Genomic DNA, 19,341 nt, shown 5'->3' with positions numbered 1-19,341 from the left:
GAGGTAGCGAGACATGAGGCGCTTGTTCTGGCTCGGCATCGGGGTGGCCGTCGGTGTGATCGTGGTCCGCAAGGCGACCCGGACCGCCCAGGCGTACACGCCGGCCGGCATCGCCAGCTCGCTGACGGAATCCGCTGGCGGGCTCGTCGAGTCGCTGCGTAGTTTCGTGGAGGACGTCCGGGTCGGGATGGCCGAACGCGAGCAGGAGATCCACCACGCGTTCGCCCAGGGCGAGGCGTTCGACGATCAGTTCGCCGACCTGCGGGAAGACCCGCGCATCGGCGATCGAGACATCTTTCCGGAGGAACACCAGCGATGAAGACGGCGGAGATCAAGCGGCGGTACCTCGCGCACTTCGAGGCGAATGGCCACACCGTGGTGCCGTCCGCTCCGCTGCCCGCCATCAGCGACCCGAACCTGCTGTTCGTCAACGCCGGCATGGTGCAGTTCGTTCCGTACTTCCTCGGTCAGCAGACTCCCGCCTACCAGCGGGCGGTCAGCGTGCAGAAGTGCATCCGCACACCGGACATCGACGAGGTCGGCAAGACCAGCCGGCACGGCACGTTCTTCCAGATGAACGGCAACTTCTCCTTCGGTGACTACTTCAAGGCCGGTGCGATCCCGCTGGCCTGGGAGCTGTCCACGAAGCCGATCGCCGAGGGTGGTTACGGACTGGATCCGGAGCGGATCTGGCCGACGATCTACCTCGACGACGACGAGGCGTACGAGATCTGGCGGTCGGTGGGCGTGCCGGCCGAGCGGATCGTCCGCCGGGGCAAGGCGGACAACTTCTGGTCGATGGGCATCCCCGGGCCGTGCGGTCCGTCGTCGGAGCTGTTCTACGACCGGGGCCCGGAGTACGGCCGCGAGGGCGGCCCGGCGGTCGACGAGGACCGGTACATGGAGTACTGGAACCTCGTCTTCATGCAGTTCGAGCGGGGTCCGGGCACCACCAAGGAGGACTACCCGATCCTGGGTGACCTGCCGGCGAAGAACATCGACACCGGCATGGGCCTGGAGCGGATGGCCTCGATCCTGCAAGGCGTCGACAACCTGTACGAGATCGACGAGGTTCGGCCGATCCTGGCGCGGGCGGCGGAGCTGACCGGTAAGCGGTACGGCGCGCACTCCGGCCACGTGGCCAGCGAGTCGCACCCGGACGACGTGCGGCTGCGGGTGATCGCCGACCACGTCCGGACCGCGCTGATGCTGATCGGTGACGGTGTGACGCCGTCCAACGAGGGTCGCGGTTACGTGCTGCGCCGCATCATGCGCCGGGCGATCCGGTCGATCCGGCTGCTCGGCTGGCAGGACCGGGCGCTGCCCGAGCTGCTGCCGGTGGCACGGGACTGCATGTCCCCGTCGTACCCGGAGCTGGCGACCGACTTCGACCGGATCGCGGACTACGCGTACGCGGAGGAGGAGGCGTTCCTGTCCACCCTGCGTGCCGGCACGACGATCCTGGACACCGCGATCGCCGAGACCCGCACCGCGGGCGGCTCCGCGCTGTCCGGGGCGAAGGCGTTCCAGCTGCACGACACGTACGGCTTCCCGATCGACCTGACCCTGGAGATCGCCGCGGAGCAGGGCCTCACCGTCGACGACGAGGGTTTCCGCCGACTGATGGCCGACCAGCGGACCCGGGCGAAGGCGGACGCGCAGGCGCGCAAGACCGGTCACACCGACCTGTCGGCGTACCGGTCGGTGCTCGACTCGGGTGGCCCGGTGACGTTCACCGGGTACAGCGAGGTGGCCCGCGAGTCGACGGTGCGGGCGCTGCTCGGCGCCGACGGCCCACGGCAGGCGGCGACCGAGGGCGACACCATCGAGCTGGTGCTCGACATGACACCGTTCTACGCCGAGGGTGGTGGCCAGCAGCCCGACCAGGGCATGATCACCGTCGGCGGCGGGCAGGTCGAGGTGCTCGACGTGCAGCAGCCGGTGCCCGGCCTGATCGTGCACCGGGCCCGGGTGATCCGCGGTGAGGTGCGTGCCGGCGAGGCGGGTTACGCCGAGATCGACACGACGCGGCGGCGGGCGATCTCCCGGTCGCACACCGCCACCCACCTGGTGCACCAGACCATGCGGAACTTCCTCGGTGAGTCGGCCACGCAGGCGGGTTCGCTGAACGCGCCCGGCCGCCTCCGGTTCGACTTCAACACCCCGACCGGGGTGTCGCCGAGCGTTCTGCATGACGTGGAACAGCAGGTCAACGAGGTGCTGCTGGCCGACCTGGAGGTGCACGCCTTCATCACCTCGCTGGACGAGGCGCGGCGGATCGGCGCGATGGCGCTCTTCGGTGAGAAGTACGGCGAGGAGGTGCGGGTCGTCGAGGTGGGCGACTACGCCCGGGAGCTGTGCGGCGGCACGCACGTGGCCCGCTCGGCCCAGCTCGGCCTCGTGAAGATCCTCTCCGAGTCGTCGATCGGTTCCGGCGTCCGCCGGGTCGAGGCGCTGGTTGGCATGGACGCCTTCGGCTTCCTGGCCAAGGAGCACCTGCTGGTCTCCCGGCTGGCCGAGCTGTACCGGGTGCCCAACGACCAGGTCGCCGACCGGGTGGAACAGACGGTCACCCAGCTTCGGGACGCGGAGAAGGAGCTGGAGAAGCTGCGCGCCCAGTTGGTGCTGGGCGGGGCGTCCGCGCTCGCGGCGCAGGCCAAGGATGTGCGCGGGGTCGCGTACGTGGGCACCGAGGCGCCGGAGGGCGCGGCCGGTAACGACGTGCGGACCCTCGCCCAGGAGATCCGGGGCAAGATCGACCCGGCGCGGCCGGCGGTGGTCGCGGTGGCGGCCCGGTCGAACGGCAAGGCGTCTCTGGTGGTGGCGGTCAACGCGGCCGCGCGCGGCCGGGGCCTGGCCGCGTCGGAGCTGGTGAAGGCGGCGTTCTCCGGGCGTGGGGGTGGCAGCCCCGACCTGGCCCAGGGCGGTGGCCTGCCCGCTGCCGAGGCGCCGACCCTGCTGCTCACCGTTGAGAAGGCGATCTCCGAGGCGTGATGGACGAGCATTGTCGGCCAGGGCGGACCATTTGGTCCGCCCTGGCTCGTTGGGTCCCGGCGGTGACCGTCGGTGGCTGAGTTGATACGCGGTGTGCGGATCGGGGTGGACGTCGGTCAGGTGCGGGTGGGAATTTCCCGTTCCGACCCGGACGGAATTCTGGCCACGCCACTTGTCACACTGGCCCGGGACCTCACGGCCGCGCCGGATGCGGTGCCGAGCGATCTCGCCGAGCTGGCCGCGCTGGTGGCCGAGCACGAGGCCGTCGGGGTGGTCGTCGGCCTTCCGGTCAATCTCGCCGGTAAGCACGGCCCGGCCGCTGTCCATGTGAAGGCGTACGCTGACCGACTGGTCGATGTGATAGCGCCCGTTCCGGTAACGCTCACCGACGAGAGGATGTCGACGGTGGTCGCTTCTCGTAGGCTTGCCGAGCGTGGCGTCCGAGGTAAACGTCAACGTGCGGTTGTCGATCAGGCGGCCGCAGTGGAGATCCTGCAGAGCTGGCTGGACGCGCAGCGGAGGCGGACGTAATGATCGACGATCTGGACCTTGGGTTCGACGAGGCGGAGCGGGGGGAGAAGGGCCGGCACCGGCGCAGCTTCCGCAAGCGCAACGGCGGGTCCGGCGGTGGCCGGGGCAAGACGTTCCTGGCTCTGCTGATGGCCCTGGTCCTGTTGGGCACGATCGGCGGTGGTGCGTACTACGGCTTCGACCGCATCCAGAACTACTTCGTCACCCCCGACTACGAGGGTGCCGGTTCCGATGAGATCACCGTCGAGATCAAGAACGGTGCGCTGCTGGCCGACATGGCCGATGCCCTCGTCACGGCCGACGTGGTGAAGAGCCAGAAGGCGTTCATCGAGGCGGCCGAGGCCAACTCCCGCAGCAAGAACATCCAGCCGGGCACCTACAAGCTGCGTAAACAGATGAGCGGCGCGAGCGCCGTCACCGCGATGCTCGACCTGAAGAACAAGATCGTCAACGGGTTGACGATCCCCGAGGGTCGCACCAGCCTGAACATCTACAAGCTGCTCTCCGAGAAGACCAAGATCCCGGTGAAGGACTTCCAGACCGCCGCGAAGGACCCGGAGGCGCTCGGCGTCCCGGACTGGTGGTTCAAGCGCGAGGACGGCAAGAAGGTCGTCAAGTCCGTCGAGGGATTCCTCTTTCCGGACACCTACGAGATCCCGCCGAAGTCCACCGCCGAGAGCATCCTCAAGCTGATGGTGAGCCGCTTCCTCTCGGTGACCGGGGAGATGAAGTTCGCCGACACGGTGCAGGAGAAGCGCAAGGTCAGCCCGTACGAGGCGCTGATCGTGGCGTCGCTGGCCCAGGCCGAGGCGGGCAACGCCGACGACCTGGGCAAGGTCGCCCGGGTGGCCTACAACCGGGTGTACGGCGAGTTCTTCTGCAACTGCCTGGAGATGGACGTCACTGTCAACTACTACCTGGAGTCGATCGGCAAGCCGACCAAGTCGTCCAAGCAGATGACGGCGGCCGAGATGGACGACCCGAAGAACCCGTACAACCGCAAGCTGCCGGGAATGATCCCGACCCCGATCAACAGCCCCGGCAAGCAGGCCCTGGAAGGGGCGATGGACCCGCCGCCGGGCAAGTGGCTCTACTTCGTGGCCATCGACAAGCAGGGCCACTCGGCGTTCGCCGAGACGTACGAGCAGCACCAGCGCAACGAGGCCAAGGCCCGGGAAGCCGGCATCATCTGACGGCAGCCGATCCGGCGCACACGCGAGAGGGCAGAAAGTGACGACAACCGGTGGTGGTCGTGTCGACCCGTAGGGCCGCGGTGCTGGGCACGCCGATCGCGCACTCCCTCTCCCCGGTGATCCACAACGCCGGGTTCGCCGCCGCCGGGCTGACCGGGTGGTCGTACACCCGGATCGAGTGCGCGGCCGCGGAGCTGCCGGATCTGGTCGCCGGCCTGGGCCCGGAGTGGGCCGGCCTGTCGGTGACCATGCCGGGCAAGGAGGCGGCGCTCGCCGTGGCCGACGCCGCGTCGCCGGTCGCCGTCGCCGTCGGTGCGGCCAACACGTTGGTACGCCGTCCGGGCGGCTCCTGGTACGCGGACAACACCGACGTCGCCGGCATGGTTCAGGTGCTCACCGACGCCGGTGTGCTCCCCGGTGCCGCCGTGACGGTGCTCGGCGCGGGTGGCACGGCCCGCGCCGCGCTGGCCGCCGCCGCGCGGCTGGCCGGCACCTCGGTCACGGTGGTGGCCCGCCGGTCGGCGGCGATCGATGAGCTACGGCCGGTGGCGGACGCGCTCGGTGTCGCGCTGGTTCCCGCCGACTGGGCCGACGCGTGCCGCCACCTCGCCGCCGCCGACGTGGCGGTCTCCACAGTGCCGAAGGGAGTCGCCGATCCGTTGGCCGACGCGGTGGCCTGGCGGTCGGGCGCGGTGTTCTTCGACGCGCTCTACGATCCGTGGCCCACCCCGCTGGCCGCCTCCGCCGCCGCGGCCGGCCTGCGGGTGGTGTCCGGCCTGGACCTCCTGCTGGCCCAGGCGGTCGGGCAGTTCGAGCAGTTCACCGGCGTGACCGCGCCGGTCGAGGCGATGCGGGAAGCGGTGCGACGGGCCACCAAGGCGGCGTTCTTTAGCTGACGGTTAAGACGCGCTTACGGGAAACTGTCCTCTCTGCGTTGTGCCCTGGTCATGGATACGCTGCTCCCCGTTACGGCCGCAGACACAGGGAGTTTCCTTGACCAGGCACGGACTGCACCGCATCACCCGGTTCCGCTCCACCCCCCGGCGTAAGGCGATCGCCATCGGCGTGGTCGGCGGATCGGTGGTGGCCGGCATCGTGGCGACCATGATGCCGATCCTGGCCAGCGACGACCTGTCGATCCGGGCGGCGGCCGACACCACCGCGACGGCGGTGACGCAGGACGGCGACAACGCGACCAAGACGACGCTGGCGACCTGCGCGACGCGCTGCGACGGCAATCCGCGCGGTGGCCGCGAGGCGGTCATCGAGTTCGCGGTGACCACGGTGCCGGCCGCCGCGGTCAACGTCCGGGCGACGTTGCGGGTGCACGCCTGGCAGCAGTTTCCCGCCACGGTGACGGCGCACGCCTCACCGCTGAGCGCCCGCGAGTCGCGGCCGCCGCTGGCGACTGCCGGTGCCGTACTGGACAGCGTGACGGGTGTGTCCAAGGGCTTCAACGAGTGGGACGTCTCCAAGCTGGTCACCGGCAACGGCACCTGGACTGTCGCGCTGGCCCAGACCGGCCTGGAGAGTCGGGTCTACTGGGCGTCGGTCGACAACCGTAACCCGGACCTGCGCCCCAACCTGCTGATCAGCTACGACATCGGCACCAAGCCGTCGCCGGTGACGACCACCAAGCCCGCGCCGCCGCCGCCGAGCGCCGCGCCGACCACCGCCGCGCCGAAGCCGTCGGCCACCACCGCTCCGAGCCGGACGGCGACGCCGAGTGCGAGCGGCACCCTGCCGTCCGGTCGGTGTGGGTCCGTGTCGGACAAGCTCGTCCCGTCCTGCGGCGCCTGGTGGGGCATGTACTCGCCGGCCGGGGCGGGTGGTGGCTGGGATCACGGCAAGGCCGTCACCAATGTGGAGGCGCAGGTCGGGCGCAAGTTCGACATCGTGCACCGCTACCACGACTTCTCCAACGCCGGCAGCAACGGCGCCTTCCCGGACGCGTACGAGACGCAGCAGATGCGCGAGGGCCGGTTGATGTTCTTCGCCTGGGAGTCCCGGGACTTCTCCGCCGGCACCACGCTGAAGTGGTCGGATGTCTACAGTGGTCGGCAGGACGGGACCATCGACGCGGTGGCGGGCCGCATCCGCGCGGCGGGCGTGCCGGTCTTCATGGGCTTCGACCACGAGCCGGAGGACGAGCCGAACAAGGGCAGCGACGCCGACTTCGTCCGCGCCTGGCGCTACGTCTACGAGCGGTTCGCCAAGGCCGGCGCGACGAACGCGGTCTGGGTCTGGACGATGATGGGCTGGTCCGGCCACTACTCCCGCTACGCCGGCCTGTACCCCGGTGACCGCTACGTCGACTGGATCGGCTACGACCCGTACAACTTCCACGTCTGCAACGGCAGCACGGTGTGGAAGAGCCCGAGCACGACGGTGGGCGGCTTCTACGACTGGTTGGACGACAGCGGCATCGGCGCCGGCAAGCCCCGGATGCTCGCCGAGTTCGGCACCAACTTCAACGCCGCCGACCCGGGCGCCAAGCAGCGCTGGTTCCAGGAGTTTCCGGCCGCGCTGAAGGAGCACCCGAAGATCAAGGCCGCCATCTACTTCAACTCGGCGGGCATGACCAGCCGCACGGCGACCTGCGACATGACGATGAACCACGACGCCGCGGCGGTGGCCGGCTTCGCGAAGGCCGGGCAGGACCCGTACCTGCGTCAGCCTACCGGGGGGAGCCGCTGACGACTGACTCACGCCAGTGACAGAACGCCGCGCAGCGGGGTCGGACATCCGATCCGGCGGCGTTCTGTCGGCTAGCGGATTCATGCACCGCCCAATCGGCGGATTTCGTTGACCAAGCTGGACGAGGCACGCTACCTCGGGTTCTCATCCATCTTGGAGGCGCAGCGTGCCCAAACTCTCGCACTTGTGGCGTTTCGCAGGTCGACGTCGTACCAGCGCGGGGATGGTCGCGTTGGCGATCGTCGCCGCAGTTCCAGGCGTACCCACCAACGCGTCGGCCGCGGTGGTTCCGGTCCCGGTGACGGCGACCCTGGTCTCGGCCAACCCCGCCGACGTGACGCCGCACGCGCGAGACGGTGAGACCCGTGCCTTCGCGCAGGTGGGCAACACGGTCTTCGTCGGCGGCAGCTTCACCCAGATCCGGCAGACCGCCGGCTCCGCGTGGGTCACGCAGCGCTACCTCTTCGCGTACGACCGGATCACCGGCACCATGTCCACCACGTTCCTGCCGGTGCTCGACGGTGCGGTCAACACGCTCGTCGCCGGTCCCGGCGGCACGCTGATCGCCGGCGGCACCTTCAAGAACGTCAACGGGGTCGCCCGCAGGAACCTTGTCGCACTCGACCCGGCCACCGGCGCGATCATCGACAGCTGGGTCGGGCGCTCCGACGGCGGCACGGTCCGTGACCTGGCGCTGCACGGCAACTGGCTGTACGTGGCCGGCGCGTTCAACTGGCTCAACGGCACCGCACACGCCGGCCTCGGCCGGCTCAACGCGACCACCGGCGCGATCGACCCGAGCTTCGTCATCGACGCCACTGTGGGGCGGCACGGCACCACGTCGTACGTCTGGACCCTCGACGTCGCACCGGACGGCAACACGCTTGTCGTCGGTGGCAACTTCACGCTCGTCAACGGCCTGACGCGCAACCAGATCGCGCTCGTGGACGTCTCCGCGACGCCCACGCTGCTCGACTGGAGCACCGAGAAATACTCGTCGCCCTGCGCGTCGCCGTCGACCTTCGTGCACTACGTGCAGGACGTGAAGTTCGGCGAGGACGGCAGCTGGTTCGTCGTCGGCAGCAACGGTGGCGGCGGCTGGCCGACCGCGTACTGCGACGTCCTGGTCCGCTTCGAGACCGGGGCGCGGGGCAGCGGCCTCGTCGCCACCTGGGCCGACTTCACCGGCAACGACACCATCACCTCGGTCGAGGTGGCGGACAACGTCATCTACCTGGGTGGGCACTTCCGCTGGATGAACAACCCGAACGCCAGTGACGTCGCCGGCCCGGGCGCGGTGGACCGGCTCGGTATCGCCGCCGTCACCCCGGCCACCGGGATGCCGGTCAACTGGAATCCGCGTCGCAGCGGCGGCGCCTCGATGCCCTCGGGCACCAGCAGTTGGGGCTCGGCGGTGCCGGTGCTCTGGCGGGGCTCGGACGGCCTGTACTTCGGGCACAACTCCGACGGCATGGGCGAGGAGTACCACGGCCGGCTCGGCATGTTCCCGCTCGCCGGCGGGCGTACCTTCGCCCCGATGAACCCGCCGTCGGCCACCACCGGCAACCTCTACGTGAACACCGGCGCGGGCACGCTGGCGAAGGTGCCGTTCGACGGCACCGCGCTGGGCACCCCGGCCACGGTGAGCCAGCCCGCCTACACGGAGGCCGGCGCGACGTGGCGGGTGAACGACCGGATCTACTGGTCGCACACGGTGGCCGGCACGCCCACCGGCAGCCGGATCGACGTCTCGCTGTTCAACGGCGGCGCGATCGGCTCGCCGTGGGAGGCGTCCGGCTACAACGACTGGTACAACCCGGCGGTGTTGACCGGCGCCTTCTTCCTCGACGGTCGGCTCTACTACACCCGCACCGGGGCCAACAATCTCTACTACCGCTACTTCGAGATCGACGGCAACTACCTCGGCGCCACCGAGTTCGTCCTGCCGACCACCGGGGTGACCTGGTCCGGAGTGCGTGGCATGGCCTGGGTGGGCGGTCGGATCGTCTACGGTGGCACCGACGGCGCCCTGCGTAGTGCGCCGTTCGACCCGACGTTCGCGGCGAGCATGGCGGTCGATGGCGCGGCGGCTACCGTCATCAGCGCCGCGACGGCCGAGTTGTCCTGGTCCACCCCATCGACGTTCTTCTCCGTACAGTGATGGTCGAGCGTTCGTAACGGAGCGTCGGTAGATTGTTCACGTTGGGCCGGTGGCGGGCACCACCGCCACCGGCCCCGTGACGTGGGGGAGGCTCGTTGCTCGGCGCCGCTGGCATCCGGATGAGACGCGCCGTGCGTCTGGTCTTCGCGGTCAAACGTGTGTGGTACAGGGTCCGCTACCGGCGGTTGACGCTCGGCCGGGACGTGGAGATCCGTGGGCGGATCCGGCTGCGCCGTGGCGTGCGGGTGACCATCGGCGACCGCACCCGCATCAACAAGCTCGTCCGCTTCGCGGGCCCCGGTGAGGTACGCGTCGGTGCCGACTGTCTGCTCAACGCCACCTGGATCGGCACCTGGACATCGGTGACAGTGGGGGACCGGTGCCTCCTGTCGGATTGTGAACTTCTCGACAACGACTTCCACAACCTGCCGCCCGCGCAACGGCACGCACCGCCCGGCCCGGCCACCCGCGCCCCGATCGTCCTGGAGGACAACGTGTGGGTGGGTGCGCACGCCCTGGTACTCAAGGGTGTGCGGGTCGGCCGGGACAGCGTCGTGGGCGCGGCCACGGTGGTCCGCGCGGACGTCCCACCCGGCGTCGTGGTCGTCGGCAATCCTCAACAGACGGTGAAGAAGTTCCATGACTGATGCGACCTCTGGCTCCTGGCCCACGGGCGGCCCGTCCGCCGCGACCCCGGGCACCGTGACACTGACCGACCTGCTGCGGGTGCCGATGCACCGGTTGCGGCTGGTCGGCGCGGCGGCCCTGGTCGGTCTGCTCGCCGCACTCGGCTACGTGCTGCTGGTGCCGGCGGCGGTGACCGCGAACGCCGTGGTGGCGGTCCGGCCGGTGGTGACCGACGCGTTCACGCCCAGCGGTGCGGGTGCCGACCGGGCGGTCAACATGAACGTGGAGAGCGGCATCGCCACCGGCACCGAGGTCGTGCAGCGGCTCGCCGACGCGGCCGGCGGGCACCCGCGCGACGTCCGCGGCGCGCTGGAGGTCGAGGTGCCCACCGGTGGGCAGATCCTGCGGTTCACCTACCAGGCGGGCGACGCGCAACGGGCCGTGCAGAGCGCCAACCTGGCCGCCCAGGCCTACCTCGACGTGCGACGCGCCATGTACGAGCAGCAGCGCGCCGAGATGCTGCGCTCCTACGACGCCAGCATCACCAAGGTCGCCGCCCAGCAGGCCGCCCTACAGAAGCGGGCCAGCACCGTCAAGGGCACCGCCGCCGGCGACGCGGTGGTGGCCGAGCTGGCCGGGATCAACAACCAGCTCACCCAGCTCAACTCCGCGCGTACCGAGATCGCCGCTGTCGACGTCAATCCCGGCTGGGTGACCCAGACCGCCGAGAAGTCACTCGTCACCTCCGCCGGGCACCGGCCGCTCTACCTGGTTGCCGGCCTGCTCGGTGGCGCGCTGATCGGCATCGTGCTCGCCTACGCCTGGGAGTCGACCGACCGGAGGGTCCGCTCGGTCGCCGACGGCCGCGACGCCAGCGGTCTGCCGCTGCTCGGCACCGTGCGTCGGCCGGCGTTGCGGGGCAGCCCCCGGGCGGTCGACGCCGACGTCCGGTACGTGGCGATGGCGGTCGCCGAGCGGGTCCGTCCACCCGCGCGGGTGGCGCTGCTCAGCACCCGGGAGGATGCCACCGCGCTCACCGCCGGGCTCGCGGTGGCGCTCGCCGCCGACGGCCGCGACGTCTTCGTCGCCGACGACAGCGGGCGCGCCGACCGGTTGCGCGCCACTGTGCTCGCCGACCGGGGGCGGTTGCCCATCGATCCGTCCCGACCGCTGGTGCCCAAGCCCCGCCCGGCCGGCAGCCCTCCCACTGCCACGGCTGGCGGGGAGGCCGCGGCCCCGCGCCGGCCCTCCCCGCATCCGCCCGGCGCCCGCCCGTCCACCGACGCGGACGCCACCCTGACGATTCCCCGGGTGTCGCCCGCTCGCCCGGACAACGGTCGGGTCGTCGACCCGGACGAGGTGAGCGTCGGTGTGGGCAGCGTCCGGTTCGGCACCTGGCGACAGGGCGCGGACCACGGCCTGGTGCTGTTCAACGCCCCACCGGCGGAGTCCGACGAGCGCGGCGTCGCCGTCGCCCGGCAGGGCAGCGCGGTGGTGATCGTCGAGCGCGACCGCACCCGGCAGAGCGACCTGCGACGCCTGGTGGAGCGGCTGCGCGCCGCCGGGGTCACCCCGCTGGGCTTCGTGCTCACCCGAAACGGCCGGGCCTGAGCGTGTCGGTCACCCGCGCCCCGGCGACCGACCCGCCGCCCGGCGGCGCTCCCGTCGCCGTCACCGCGGTGCCACCGCCCGTTCCGCCCCGGCTGCCGCTGTGGCCCCTGTCGTTGATGTTCGGCCTGGTGCCGCTCTGGTGGCTGTTCGGCGCGTTCTACCTCGGTTGGCCGCTGCTGGGTGCGTTGCTGCTCGTGCTGCTGCTCACCCGGGGTCGGGTGCCGCTGCCACCGGCCGCCGGGATCTGGCTGCTGTTCCTCGCCATCGTGGTGGTCAGCGCCACCCAACTGCCGTCGCCCGCCTCGCTGCTGACGTTCGCCCTGCGCCTGGCGTTCTACCTGACCGCGCTGGTGGTCGGCGTCTACGTCTACGTCGCCGCCCGGGAACGCGCGAGCCTGGTGGCGGTGCTCAGCCCGCTCTGCGCGTTCTGGTTCGCGCTGGTGGCGCTCGGCTGGCTCGGGGTGCTGGTGCCCCGGCTGGCCATGGCCACCCCGATGGAGGTGCTGCTGCCCGCCGGGGTGGCCCGCACCCCGTTCATCCAGGACATGGTGCACCTGACCACCGCCGAGTACAGCGCCCGGTCGCTCAACCCGATCTACCGGCCGGCCGCGCCGTTCGCGTACACCAACAACTACGGCAGCGCGTACGCGATGACCCTGCCCTGCGTGGTGGCCTACACGATGCTGCGCCGGCGGGGTTTCCTGCGCTGGGCGCTCCTCGCGTCGTTGCCGCTGTCGCTCGCGCCGGCGTTCCTCACGCTCAACCGTGCGATGTTCCTCAGCCTCGGCGCCGGGCTGGCGGTGCTCGGGCTGCGGGCCAGCCTGCGCGGCAACGTCCGGGTGGCCGCGTCCATCGTCGGCGTGGTGGTGATCGGCGCGTTGGCCACGCTGTTCATTCCCATCACCGAGCTGATCAACAAACGGGTCGACTCCAGCGACACCAACACCGACCGGCTCTCGCTCTACACCGAGGTGATCCGCCGGGTGCAGGAGTCACCGTGGTTGGGCTACGGGGCGCCGGTGAACGTCGACACCGTGTCGGCGGACGCGCCGATCGGCACCCAGGGGCAGCTCTGGATGGTGCTGTTCAGCCATGGCGTACCAGCGCTCGTCTGTTTCCTCGGCTGGTTCGTCGCCGCCGCGGTGATCTGCGCGCGGGCGACCTCGGCGGCCGGGCAGTGGCTGGCGGTCGTGCCGGTGGTCTGCCTGGTGCAGATCCCGTTCTACGGCATGGCCAACCAGAATCTGGCTGTCGCGTTCTTCGCTGTCGCCTTCGCGATGGCGCTCACCGAGCGGGAACGCGCCACCGGGCCGCCCCGGGTGGCCGGGTGGCCGCCGCCAGCCGTGGCGGTGCCGGCATGACCGCCGCGACCCGGCCGCCGGCCGACCCGGAGCAGCCGCCGCCGGTGCCCGCCGGTCCGGACCAGCCGGTCGCGGCCACCGACACGGGCGCGACCGAGACCCGACGCAGCGCGCGCAGTGGCGTGGCCGGGCTGCTCGGCGCGGCCACCAGCGGCCTGTTCGGCTTCGTGCTGGCCGTGGTGATCACCCGGGGGTACGGCACGGCTGGCGCTGGCGCGTTCTTCGCGGCGATCGGGGTGGTCACCGTGGCCACCGCGATCTGCACGCTCGGCGCGGAGACCGGCCTGATGTGGGCACTGCCCCGCCGCACCGCCGGCGTGCGCGGGGACGCCGCCCGGGTGCTTCCGGTGGCGCTGATCCCGCCGCTGGTGGCCGGGTTCCTGGTCGCCGGCGCCGGCGTGCTGGCCGCCGACGCGCTCGCGCCCCGGCTGCTGCGGGGCTCCGGTGCGGCCGCCGACGCGCTGCTCACCGTCACGTTCGCGGCGGTGCCGGTGGTGGTCGCCATGACCCTCCTGCTGGCCGCGTTGCGCTGTGTGCGGTCCATCCGGGCGTACGTCGGGGTGCAGTTCCTCCTGCTGCCGGTCGCCCGGCCGGTGCTGGTCGGCGCGGCCGCGCTGGCCGGCGGAGGTCTGCTCGCCGGCATGACCGGCTGGTTGGTGCCGGCGGCGTTGGCGCTGCTGGTCTGCCTCGTCCTGGTGGCCGGTCCGCTCGGGCTGGGCCGGGGCGCGACGCTGCGGCCGAGCCCGAGCGACTGGTCGACGTTCTGGCGCTTCGCGTTGCCCCGGGCCGCGTCGGCGGCCATCGACGCGGGCAGCATGTGGGTGGGTGTGCTGCTCACCTCGGTGTTGGCCGGGCCGGCGGACGCCGGGGTGTTCGGCGCGGTCGGCCGGTACGTGTTGGCCGGCCAGCTCGCCATGCAGGGGCTGCGGGTGGCGGTGTCGCCGCAGTTGTCCCGGCTGCTCGGGCGCGGCGAGCGGGCCGCGGCGGCGGCCGTGCACCGGCAGCTGACCATCTGGGGTCTGGTGCTGTCCTGGCCGGTGTACCTGCTGCTGGCGGTGTTCGCGTTGGCCTTCCTCCAGCTGTTCGGGCCGGAGTTCACCGCCGGTGTGCCGGCGATGACCGTGCTCGCGCTGGCGATGCTCGTCAACACCGGGGTCGGCAACGTGCAGAGCCTGCTGCTGATGGGTGGCCGCAGCGGTCTGCACCTGGTGGCCACCGTGGCCGGGTTGACGGTGACCGTCTCGCTGGGTCTGTGGCTGATTCCCGGTCACGGCGCCACGGGCGCGGCGGTGGCCTGGGCCGCGGGCATCGCCACCGAGAACCTCACCGCCGCCGGGTTCGCCCGGTCGGTGGTCCGGGAGCCGCTGTTCGACGCCGCGACGGTGCGTGCCGCGGCGGCCACGGCCGCCGGGGTGGGCCTGGCCGCCGGCGCCGGTGTGCTGGCGGGCGGGCGCGGCCTGCCCGGCCTGGCGGTGGCGTTGGGGGTGCTGCTGGCCGGCTGCGTCGGCATGTTGACGTTGCCCCGGGTGCGCGCCGGCATCCGGGGGACCATGAGGCAGGTCCGTGGACGGGACGACGCGGCCGTGGCCGCCGACCCCGACCCGGTATCGACGAGAGGCAGGTGAGGTCCGTCGTGGCGTCCATCCGTGACCGGGTCAAGCAGTTGGTCCCGACCCAGGTGACAGTGCGGGTGAAGGAGTCCCTTGTGGACTACGGGGTCCGCACGAGTGACCGGCGGCCCCTGCCGGACTTCCTGATCATCGGCACGAAACGGGGCGGCACCACCTCCCTGTGGAACTACCTCATCCAGCACCCGCTGGTGCCCCGCCTCTTTCCGGCCTGGAACACCAAGTCGGCGCACTACTTCGAGGAGCACTGGGGGCGCGGCGAGGCGTGGTACCGCTCGCACTTCCCGACCCAGCGCCACCGCGACGCCCTGTCCAAGCGGCACGGCGGGCCGGTCCGGGTCGGTGAGGCCGCACCGCTGTACATGTTCCACCCGCTCGCCGCCGAGCGCGTCGCCGCGCTGCTGCCGGCGGTGAAGCTGATCGTGCTCCTGCGCGACCCGGTGGAGCGGGCGTACTCGCACTGGAAGGAGCGCCGCACGCACGGCATCGAGCCGTTGGACTTCGCCGACGCGTTGGCCGCCGAGCCGGAGCGGACGGCGGGGGAGCGGGAGCGGTTGATCGCCGAGCCGGAGTCGTTCAGCGAGGCGTACGACTGGTACACGTACCGGGCCCGGGGGCGCTACCTGGAGCACCTGGAGCCGTGGTTGGAGCGTTTCGACAGGCGGCAGATCCTCTTCCTGCCCAGTGAGGACCTCTACCGGGACTCCCGCGCGACCTACCGGCGCACCCTCGACTTCCTCGGGTTGCCAGCGTACGACCTGCCGGACTTCAAGGTCTACAACGATCGGCGTTCGGCGCCGCTGGAGCCGGCGGTGCGCGCGGAGCTGACCGACTACTACCGGCCGTACAACGACGCGCTGCGCCAGCGGCTCGGGCTGGACCTCGACTGGGCGGACCGGCCGGCGTGACGACGCGGGTCGGCCCGGCGACGGACCCGCGGTCGCGGGTGGACGGTCTGGGCTGGGTGAGCCGCGCGGTCTTCCCGGACGAGCGGGTGCACCTGAGCGTGGGCGGTGGCGCACCGCCCGGCCACCAGGCGGTGGCCCGGTACGCGGTGGTGCCGTCGGTCGCCCGGGCCCGGTTCCTGGTGCCGTTGGGCGCGCCCGCGGCCGGGGCGGCGTCGCTGCTGGCGTACAACGCCCTGCGACCACCGAAGGTGCGCGCGTTGCGGGCGGTGCTCGGCGGGCTGGCCCGGTTCGGTGCGGTGGGGCTCGCGCCCTTTCCGACGTTGACCGTCTCGGTGCCCGTCGGGGCGGTGGCCGCGGAGTTGCTGCTGACCGAGCGACTCGCTGCCGAGTTGGGCGGCACGCCGCTGCTGGCCGCGTGCGGGGTCCGACCACCCGACCCGAACGTCAAGCCCACCCTGCAACTCTTCAGCGCCGACGGTCGTCCGCGCGGCTACGCGAAGATCGGCTGGAACGACGCGACCCGCGCGCTTGTCACCGCCGAGGCGGCGGCGCTGCGGGCGTTGGGCGCGGTGGCCGGCGTCGCCGACCACCCGACGCCGCCGAGGCTGCTCACCGAGACGACGTGGGCGGGTCAGGTGGTCGCGGTGATCGAGCCGTTGCCACCGGCGGTACGCGGTGTGCCCGTTGACGACGCCCCCCGGGTCGCGGCGCTGCTCGCTGTCGCCCGGCGCGGCGGCCCGGCCGACCCGCCCCGAGCGCTGGCCGGGTCGAGCTTCCTGTCCCGGCTGGCCGGGCAGGCCGACCGGGCCGCCGCGGCCGGGGAGAGCGGCGCGCGGGCGGTCGCCGCGGTCGCCGCGCTGGCTCGCCGGCACGGCGACACGGGTGTCGAGTTCGGCCACTGGCACGGTGACTGGGTGCCGTGGAACCTGGGCCGGCACGACGGCGGGTTGGTCGCCTGGGACTGGGAGCACAGCGGGGCGGACGTGCCGGTCGGCTTCGACCTGGCGCACGACGCGTTCCAACGAGCCCTGGTGCTGCGGGGCGAGTCGGCGGCCGTCGCGGCGTCGGCCGTCGACGCGTACCTGGACCGGTACGGCGAGCGACTCGGCCTCGGCGCGGCACAGCGCCGGCTGGTCGCCGACGCGTACCTGGTGGAGATGTGGTTGCGGACCTGGCGGCTGGCGGACGCGGGCGCGGGCTGGAACGCCGCGCTGCATCCCGCACTCTTGGACGTCATCGAGAAAAGACATAGCGGCTGATCCGGAGGAATCGCGGTGCCGGTGGCGTCGCAGAGTGACGACGAAAACGCAGGTGGTGATAAAGATCGATGAAGGTTCGGACGTTCGACGTGCACGACCGTCCGACATGGAGATCGATGCCTCGTCCGATCACGCTATTCAACGACCACAGAACGTGTGATCTGCTTCTGCGTGGCGTGAACTGGAATTCCAAGCGAACTTGTGGGGAGTCGCGTGGACACGAAGAACGACGACGATGCCGCGCCAGTGCTCCTGCTGGTCGGCTCCAGCGGTGGCCACCTGGCCCAACTACTAGCCCTGCGGCCCTGGTACGAACAGTGGCGGCGCTGCTGGGTCACCTTCGACACGCCGGAGGCAGTGTCCCTGCTGACCGGCGAGGATCTGGTGCCCGCGCACCACCCGACCACCCGCAACGTACCGAACCTGTTGCGCAACGCGCTGCTGGCCTGGCGGGTGCTGCGGGCACGGCGGGTCGCCGCGGTGGTCACCACCGGCGCCGGGGTGGCGGTGCCGTTCGTGGTGCTGGCCCGGCTGTGGCGCATCCCGACCGTCTACATCGAGGTGTACGACCGGATCGACACGCCGACGTTGACCGCTCGGCTCTGCCGGCCGTTCCTGTCCGCGATGCTCGTGCAGTGGGACGAGCAGCGCCGGCAGTATCCCGAGGCGACAGTCGTCGGGACGCTCCTGTGACCGGGGAGGCCGGCACCGCCCGGCGTCCACAGCCCCCGTCGACCGACGAGCAGGCCCGACTGCCGCGCCAGCGCGACACGCCGGCCGGCCAGATCCGGCTGCTGGTCGCCGTCGGCACCGACAAGCACCCCTTCGACCGGCTCGTCGACTGGCTGGCGCAGTGGCACCAGCAGGCGGGCGACCCGATCGGGCTGACGCTGCAACACGGGCACACCACCGCTCCGCAACTGCCCGGCGCGGTGGCGTTCCTCGGTCACGACGCGCTGCAACAGGCGATGGACGAGGCCGACCTGGTGGTCTGCCACGGCGGCCCGGCGACGATCCTGGAGGCACGCCGGCACGGCCACCTGCCCATCGTGGTGCCCCGCGACCCGGCCCGCGGTGAGCACGTCGACGACCACCAGCTCCTCTTCGCCCGCCGGCTCGGCGCCGCCGGCCTGGTGGCCCTCTGCGAGACCCGGGAGGCGCTGCACGGCGCGTTGGCCGACGGGTTGGCCGACCCGTCCCGGTACGCGGTGGCCGCCGACCCGGCGGCGCACGAGGCACGACGGGCGGCGGTGGCCCGGGTCGGGCGGATCGTCGACGAGCTGGTGGCCCGCTCGACCCCGCGCCCACACCGGCTGCGGGCCTGGTCCCGGCCGCGCCGGGGTGCGAAGGAGATCCGATGACCCACCAGCCGAGCGTCAGCGTCGTGGTGCCCACCCGGGACCGCCCCGAGCTGCTGCGGTCCGCGGTGCGCGCGATCCTGGCGCAGGAGTACCCGGGCCGGATCGAGGTCGTGGTGGTGTTCGACAGGTCCGTGCCGGACGAGTCGCTGAGCGAGCTGGGCGACGGGCCGACCCGCGTGGTGCGGGTGATCGGCAACACCCGCACCCCGGGGTTGGCCGGCGCCCGCAACAGCGGCACCCTCGCCAGCGAGGGTGAGCTTGTCGCGTTCTGTGACGACGACGACGAGTGGCTGGCCGGCAAGCTGGCCGTGCAGGTCGACGCGTTGGCCGCCGACCCGGCGGCCGAGTTCGTCTGTTGCGGCATCCGGGTCAGCTACGACGGGCACACCGTCGACCGGGTGCTGGACAAGGACCGGATCACCCTGGACGACCTGCTGCGCGACAGGTTGACGGAGCTGCACCCGTCGACCTTCCTGATGCGCGCCAGCGCGCTGCGGGACGGGTTCGGGCTCGTCGACGAGGAGATCCCGGGCAGTTACGCGGAGGACTACGAGTTCCTGCTCCGGGCCGCGCGCAGCGCGCCGCTGATCAACCTGCGGACACCCTCGGTGCTGGTGCGCTGGCACAAGCGCTCGTACTTCTCGCAGCGCTGGGACACCATCTCCGAGGCGTTGCAGTGGCTGCTGCGGCGCTACCCCGAGTTCGACAGTCAACCGGCCGGTGCGGCCCGGGTGACCGGGCAGATCGCGTTCGCCCAGGCCGCGTCCGGCGACCGTCGGGGCGCGCTGCGGTGGGCCCGGCGCACCCTGCGGAGCAATCCTCGCGAGCCGCGCGCCTATCTGGCCCTCGCCGTCGCCGGTCGGGTGGTCCGGGCCGACGCGGTGCTGCGCACCCTGCACAAGCGGGGCCGGGGGATCTGACCTGCCGCCGGTGCCCGGTCGACCGGGCACCGGCGGCCGCCGGGGGGGGCCCCGATCGGAAGAGGGGGGGGGGGGGGTAGAGTGGGGTGT

General features: G+C 71.9%; 16 protein-coding genes. All 16 read left to right on the top strand.

Features of this window, described 5'->3' with window-relative positions:
* Positions 1–13: 13 nt before the first annotated feature.
* The 16 genes from AB0A95_RS31645 (at position 14) to AB0A95_RS31570 (ending at position 19,251) form a co-directional block, all read left to right on the top strand.
* Positions 14–319 carry a hypothetical protein gene (locus AB0A95_RS31645; RefSeq protein WP_357559396.1) on the top strand — a complete coding sequence of 102 codons (306 nt, stop codon included), beginning with the start codon at positions 14–16 and terminating at the stop codon, positions 317–319.
* Positions 316–2,994 (top strand): alanine--tRNA ligase, encoded by a 2,679-nt coding sequence (gene alaS, locus AB0A95_RS31640; RefSeq protein ID WP_357559395.1) that lies wholly within the window; start codon positions 316–318, stop codon positions 2,992–2,994. The genes AB0A95_RS31645 and alaS overlap by 4 nt, the downstream gene beginning before the upstream one ends.
* Before the next feature lie 72 nt (positions 2,995–3,066).
* Entirely contained in the window at positions 3,067–3,525 is a 459-nt protein-coding gene (ruvX, locus tag AB0A95_RS31635) for a Holliday junction resolvase RuvX (protein WP_357559394.1), read from the top strand.
* Positions 3,525–4,718, top strand: coding sequence for an endolytic transglycosylase MltG (gene mltG, locus AB0A95_RS31630; RefSeq protein ID WP_357559393.1), 1,194 nt, complete (start codon positions 3,525–3,527; stop codon positions 4,716–4,718). The genes ruvX and mltG overlap by 1 nt, the downstream gene beginning before the upstream one ends.
* Positions 4,719–4,768: 50 nt before the next feature.
* Positions 4,769–5,614, top strand: a complete 846-nt coding sequence (locus tag AB0A95_RS31625) for a shikimate dehydrogenase (protein ID WP_357559392.1) — start codon at positions 4,769–4,771, stop codon at positions 5,612–5,614.
* Between the two features lie 97 nt (positions 5,615–5,711).
* Positions 5,712–7,415 carry a glycosyl hydrolase gene (locus tag AB0A95_RS31620; protein WP_357559391.1) on the top strand — a complete coding sequence of 568 codons (1,704 nt, stop codon included), beginning with the start codon at positions 5,712–5,714 and terminating at the stop codon, positions 7,413–7,415.
* Positions 7,416–7,638: 223 nt separating this feature from the next.
* Positions 7,639–9,576 (top strand): hypothetical protein, encoded by a 1,938-nt coding sequence (locus tag AB0A95_RS31615; protein ID WP_357559410.1) that lies wholly within the window; start codon positions 7,639–7,641, stop codon positions 9,574–9,576.
* A 119-nt stretch (positions 9,577–9,695) separates the two neighbouring features.
* Positions 9,696–10,223 carry a DapH/DapD/GlmU-related protein gene (locus AB0A95_RS31610; protein WP_357559390.1) on the top strand — a complete coding sequence of 176 codons (528 nt, stop codon included), beginning with the start codon at positions 9,696–9,698 and terminating at the stop codon, positions 10,221–10,223.
* A complete protein-coding gene (locus AB0A95_RS31605) occupies positions 10,216–11,814 on the top strand; it encodes a lipopolysaccharide biosynthesis protein (RefSeq protein ID WP_357559389.1) in 1,599 nt (532 codons plus the stop codon). Before AB0A95_RS31610 ends, AB0A95_RS31605 begins: the two co-directional genes overlap by 8 nt.
* A gap of 68 nt (positions 11,815–11,882) precedes the next feature.
* Complete coding sequence (locus AB0A95_RS31600) at positions 11,883–13,175, top strand: O-antigen ligase family protein (RefSeq protein ID WP_357559409.1); 1,293 nt, start codon at positions 11,883–11,885, stop codon at positions 13,173–13,175.
* A complete protein-coding gene (locus AB0A95_RS31595) occupies positions 13,172–14,800 on the top strand; it encodes a lipopolysaccharide biosynthesis protein (protein ID WP_357559388.1) in 1,629 nt (542 codons plus the stop codon). The genes AB0A95_RS31600 and AB0A95_RS31595 overlap by 4 nt, the downstream gene beginning before the upstream one ends.
* A gap of 8 nt (positions 14,801–14,808) precedes the next feature.
* The gene (locus AB0A95_RS31590; RefSeq protein ID WP_357559408.1) at positions 14,809–15,711 is read left to right on the top strand and encodes a sulfotransferase domain-containing protein; all 903 of its coding nucleotides are present in this window, start codon (positions 14,809–14,811) and stop codon (positions 15,709–15,711) included.
* Positions 15,708–16,970, top strand: a complete 1,263-nt coding sequence (locus AB0A95_RS31585; RefSeq protein WP_357559387.1) for a hypothetical protein — start codon at positions 15,708–15,710, stop codon at positions 16,968–16,970. Before AB0A95_RS31590 ends, AB0A95_RS31585 begins: the two co-directional genes overlap by 4 nt.
* 213 nt (positions 16,971–17,183) lie before the next feature.
* The gene (locus AB0A95_RS31580) at positions 17,184–17,663 is read left to right on the top strand and encodes a UDP-N-acetylglucosamine--LPS N-acetylglucosamine transferase (protein WP_357559386.1); all 480 of its coding nucleotides are present in this window, start codon (positions 17,184–17,186) and stop codon (positions 17,661–17,663) included.
* A 98-nt stretch (positions 17,664–17,761) separates the two neighbouring features.
* Positions 17,762–18,331: a glycosyltransferase gene (locus AB0A95_RS31575; RefSeq protein WP_357559407.1), complete on the top strand. Its 570-nt coding sequence runs from the start codon at positions 17,762–17,764 to the stop codon at positions 18,329–18,331.
* A complete protein-coding gene (locus AB0A95_RS31570) occupies positions 18,328–19,251 on the top strand; it encodes a glycosyltransferase family 2 protein (protein WP_357559385.1) in 924 nt (307 codons plus the stop codon). The genes AB0A95_RS31575 and AB0A95_RS31570 overlap by 4 nt, the downstream gene beginning before the upstream one ends.
* Positions 19,252–19,341 lie beyond the last annotated feature (90 nt).

It is taken from the genome of Micromonospora sp. NPDC049230, from assembly GCF_040647875.1.
GTDB lineage: Bacteria > Actinomycetota > Actinomycetes > Mycobacteriales > Micromonosporaceae > Micromonospora.
The sequence above is the reverse complement of the archived record's forward strand: the minus strand, read 5'-3'. Positions and strand labels throughout refer to the sequence as shown.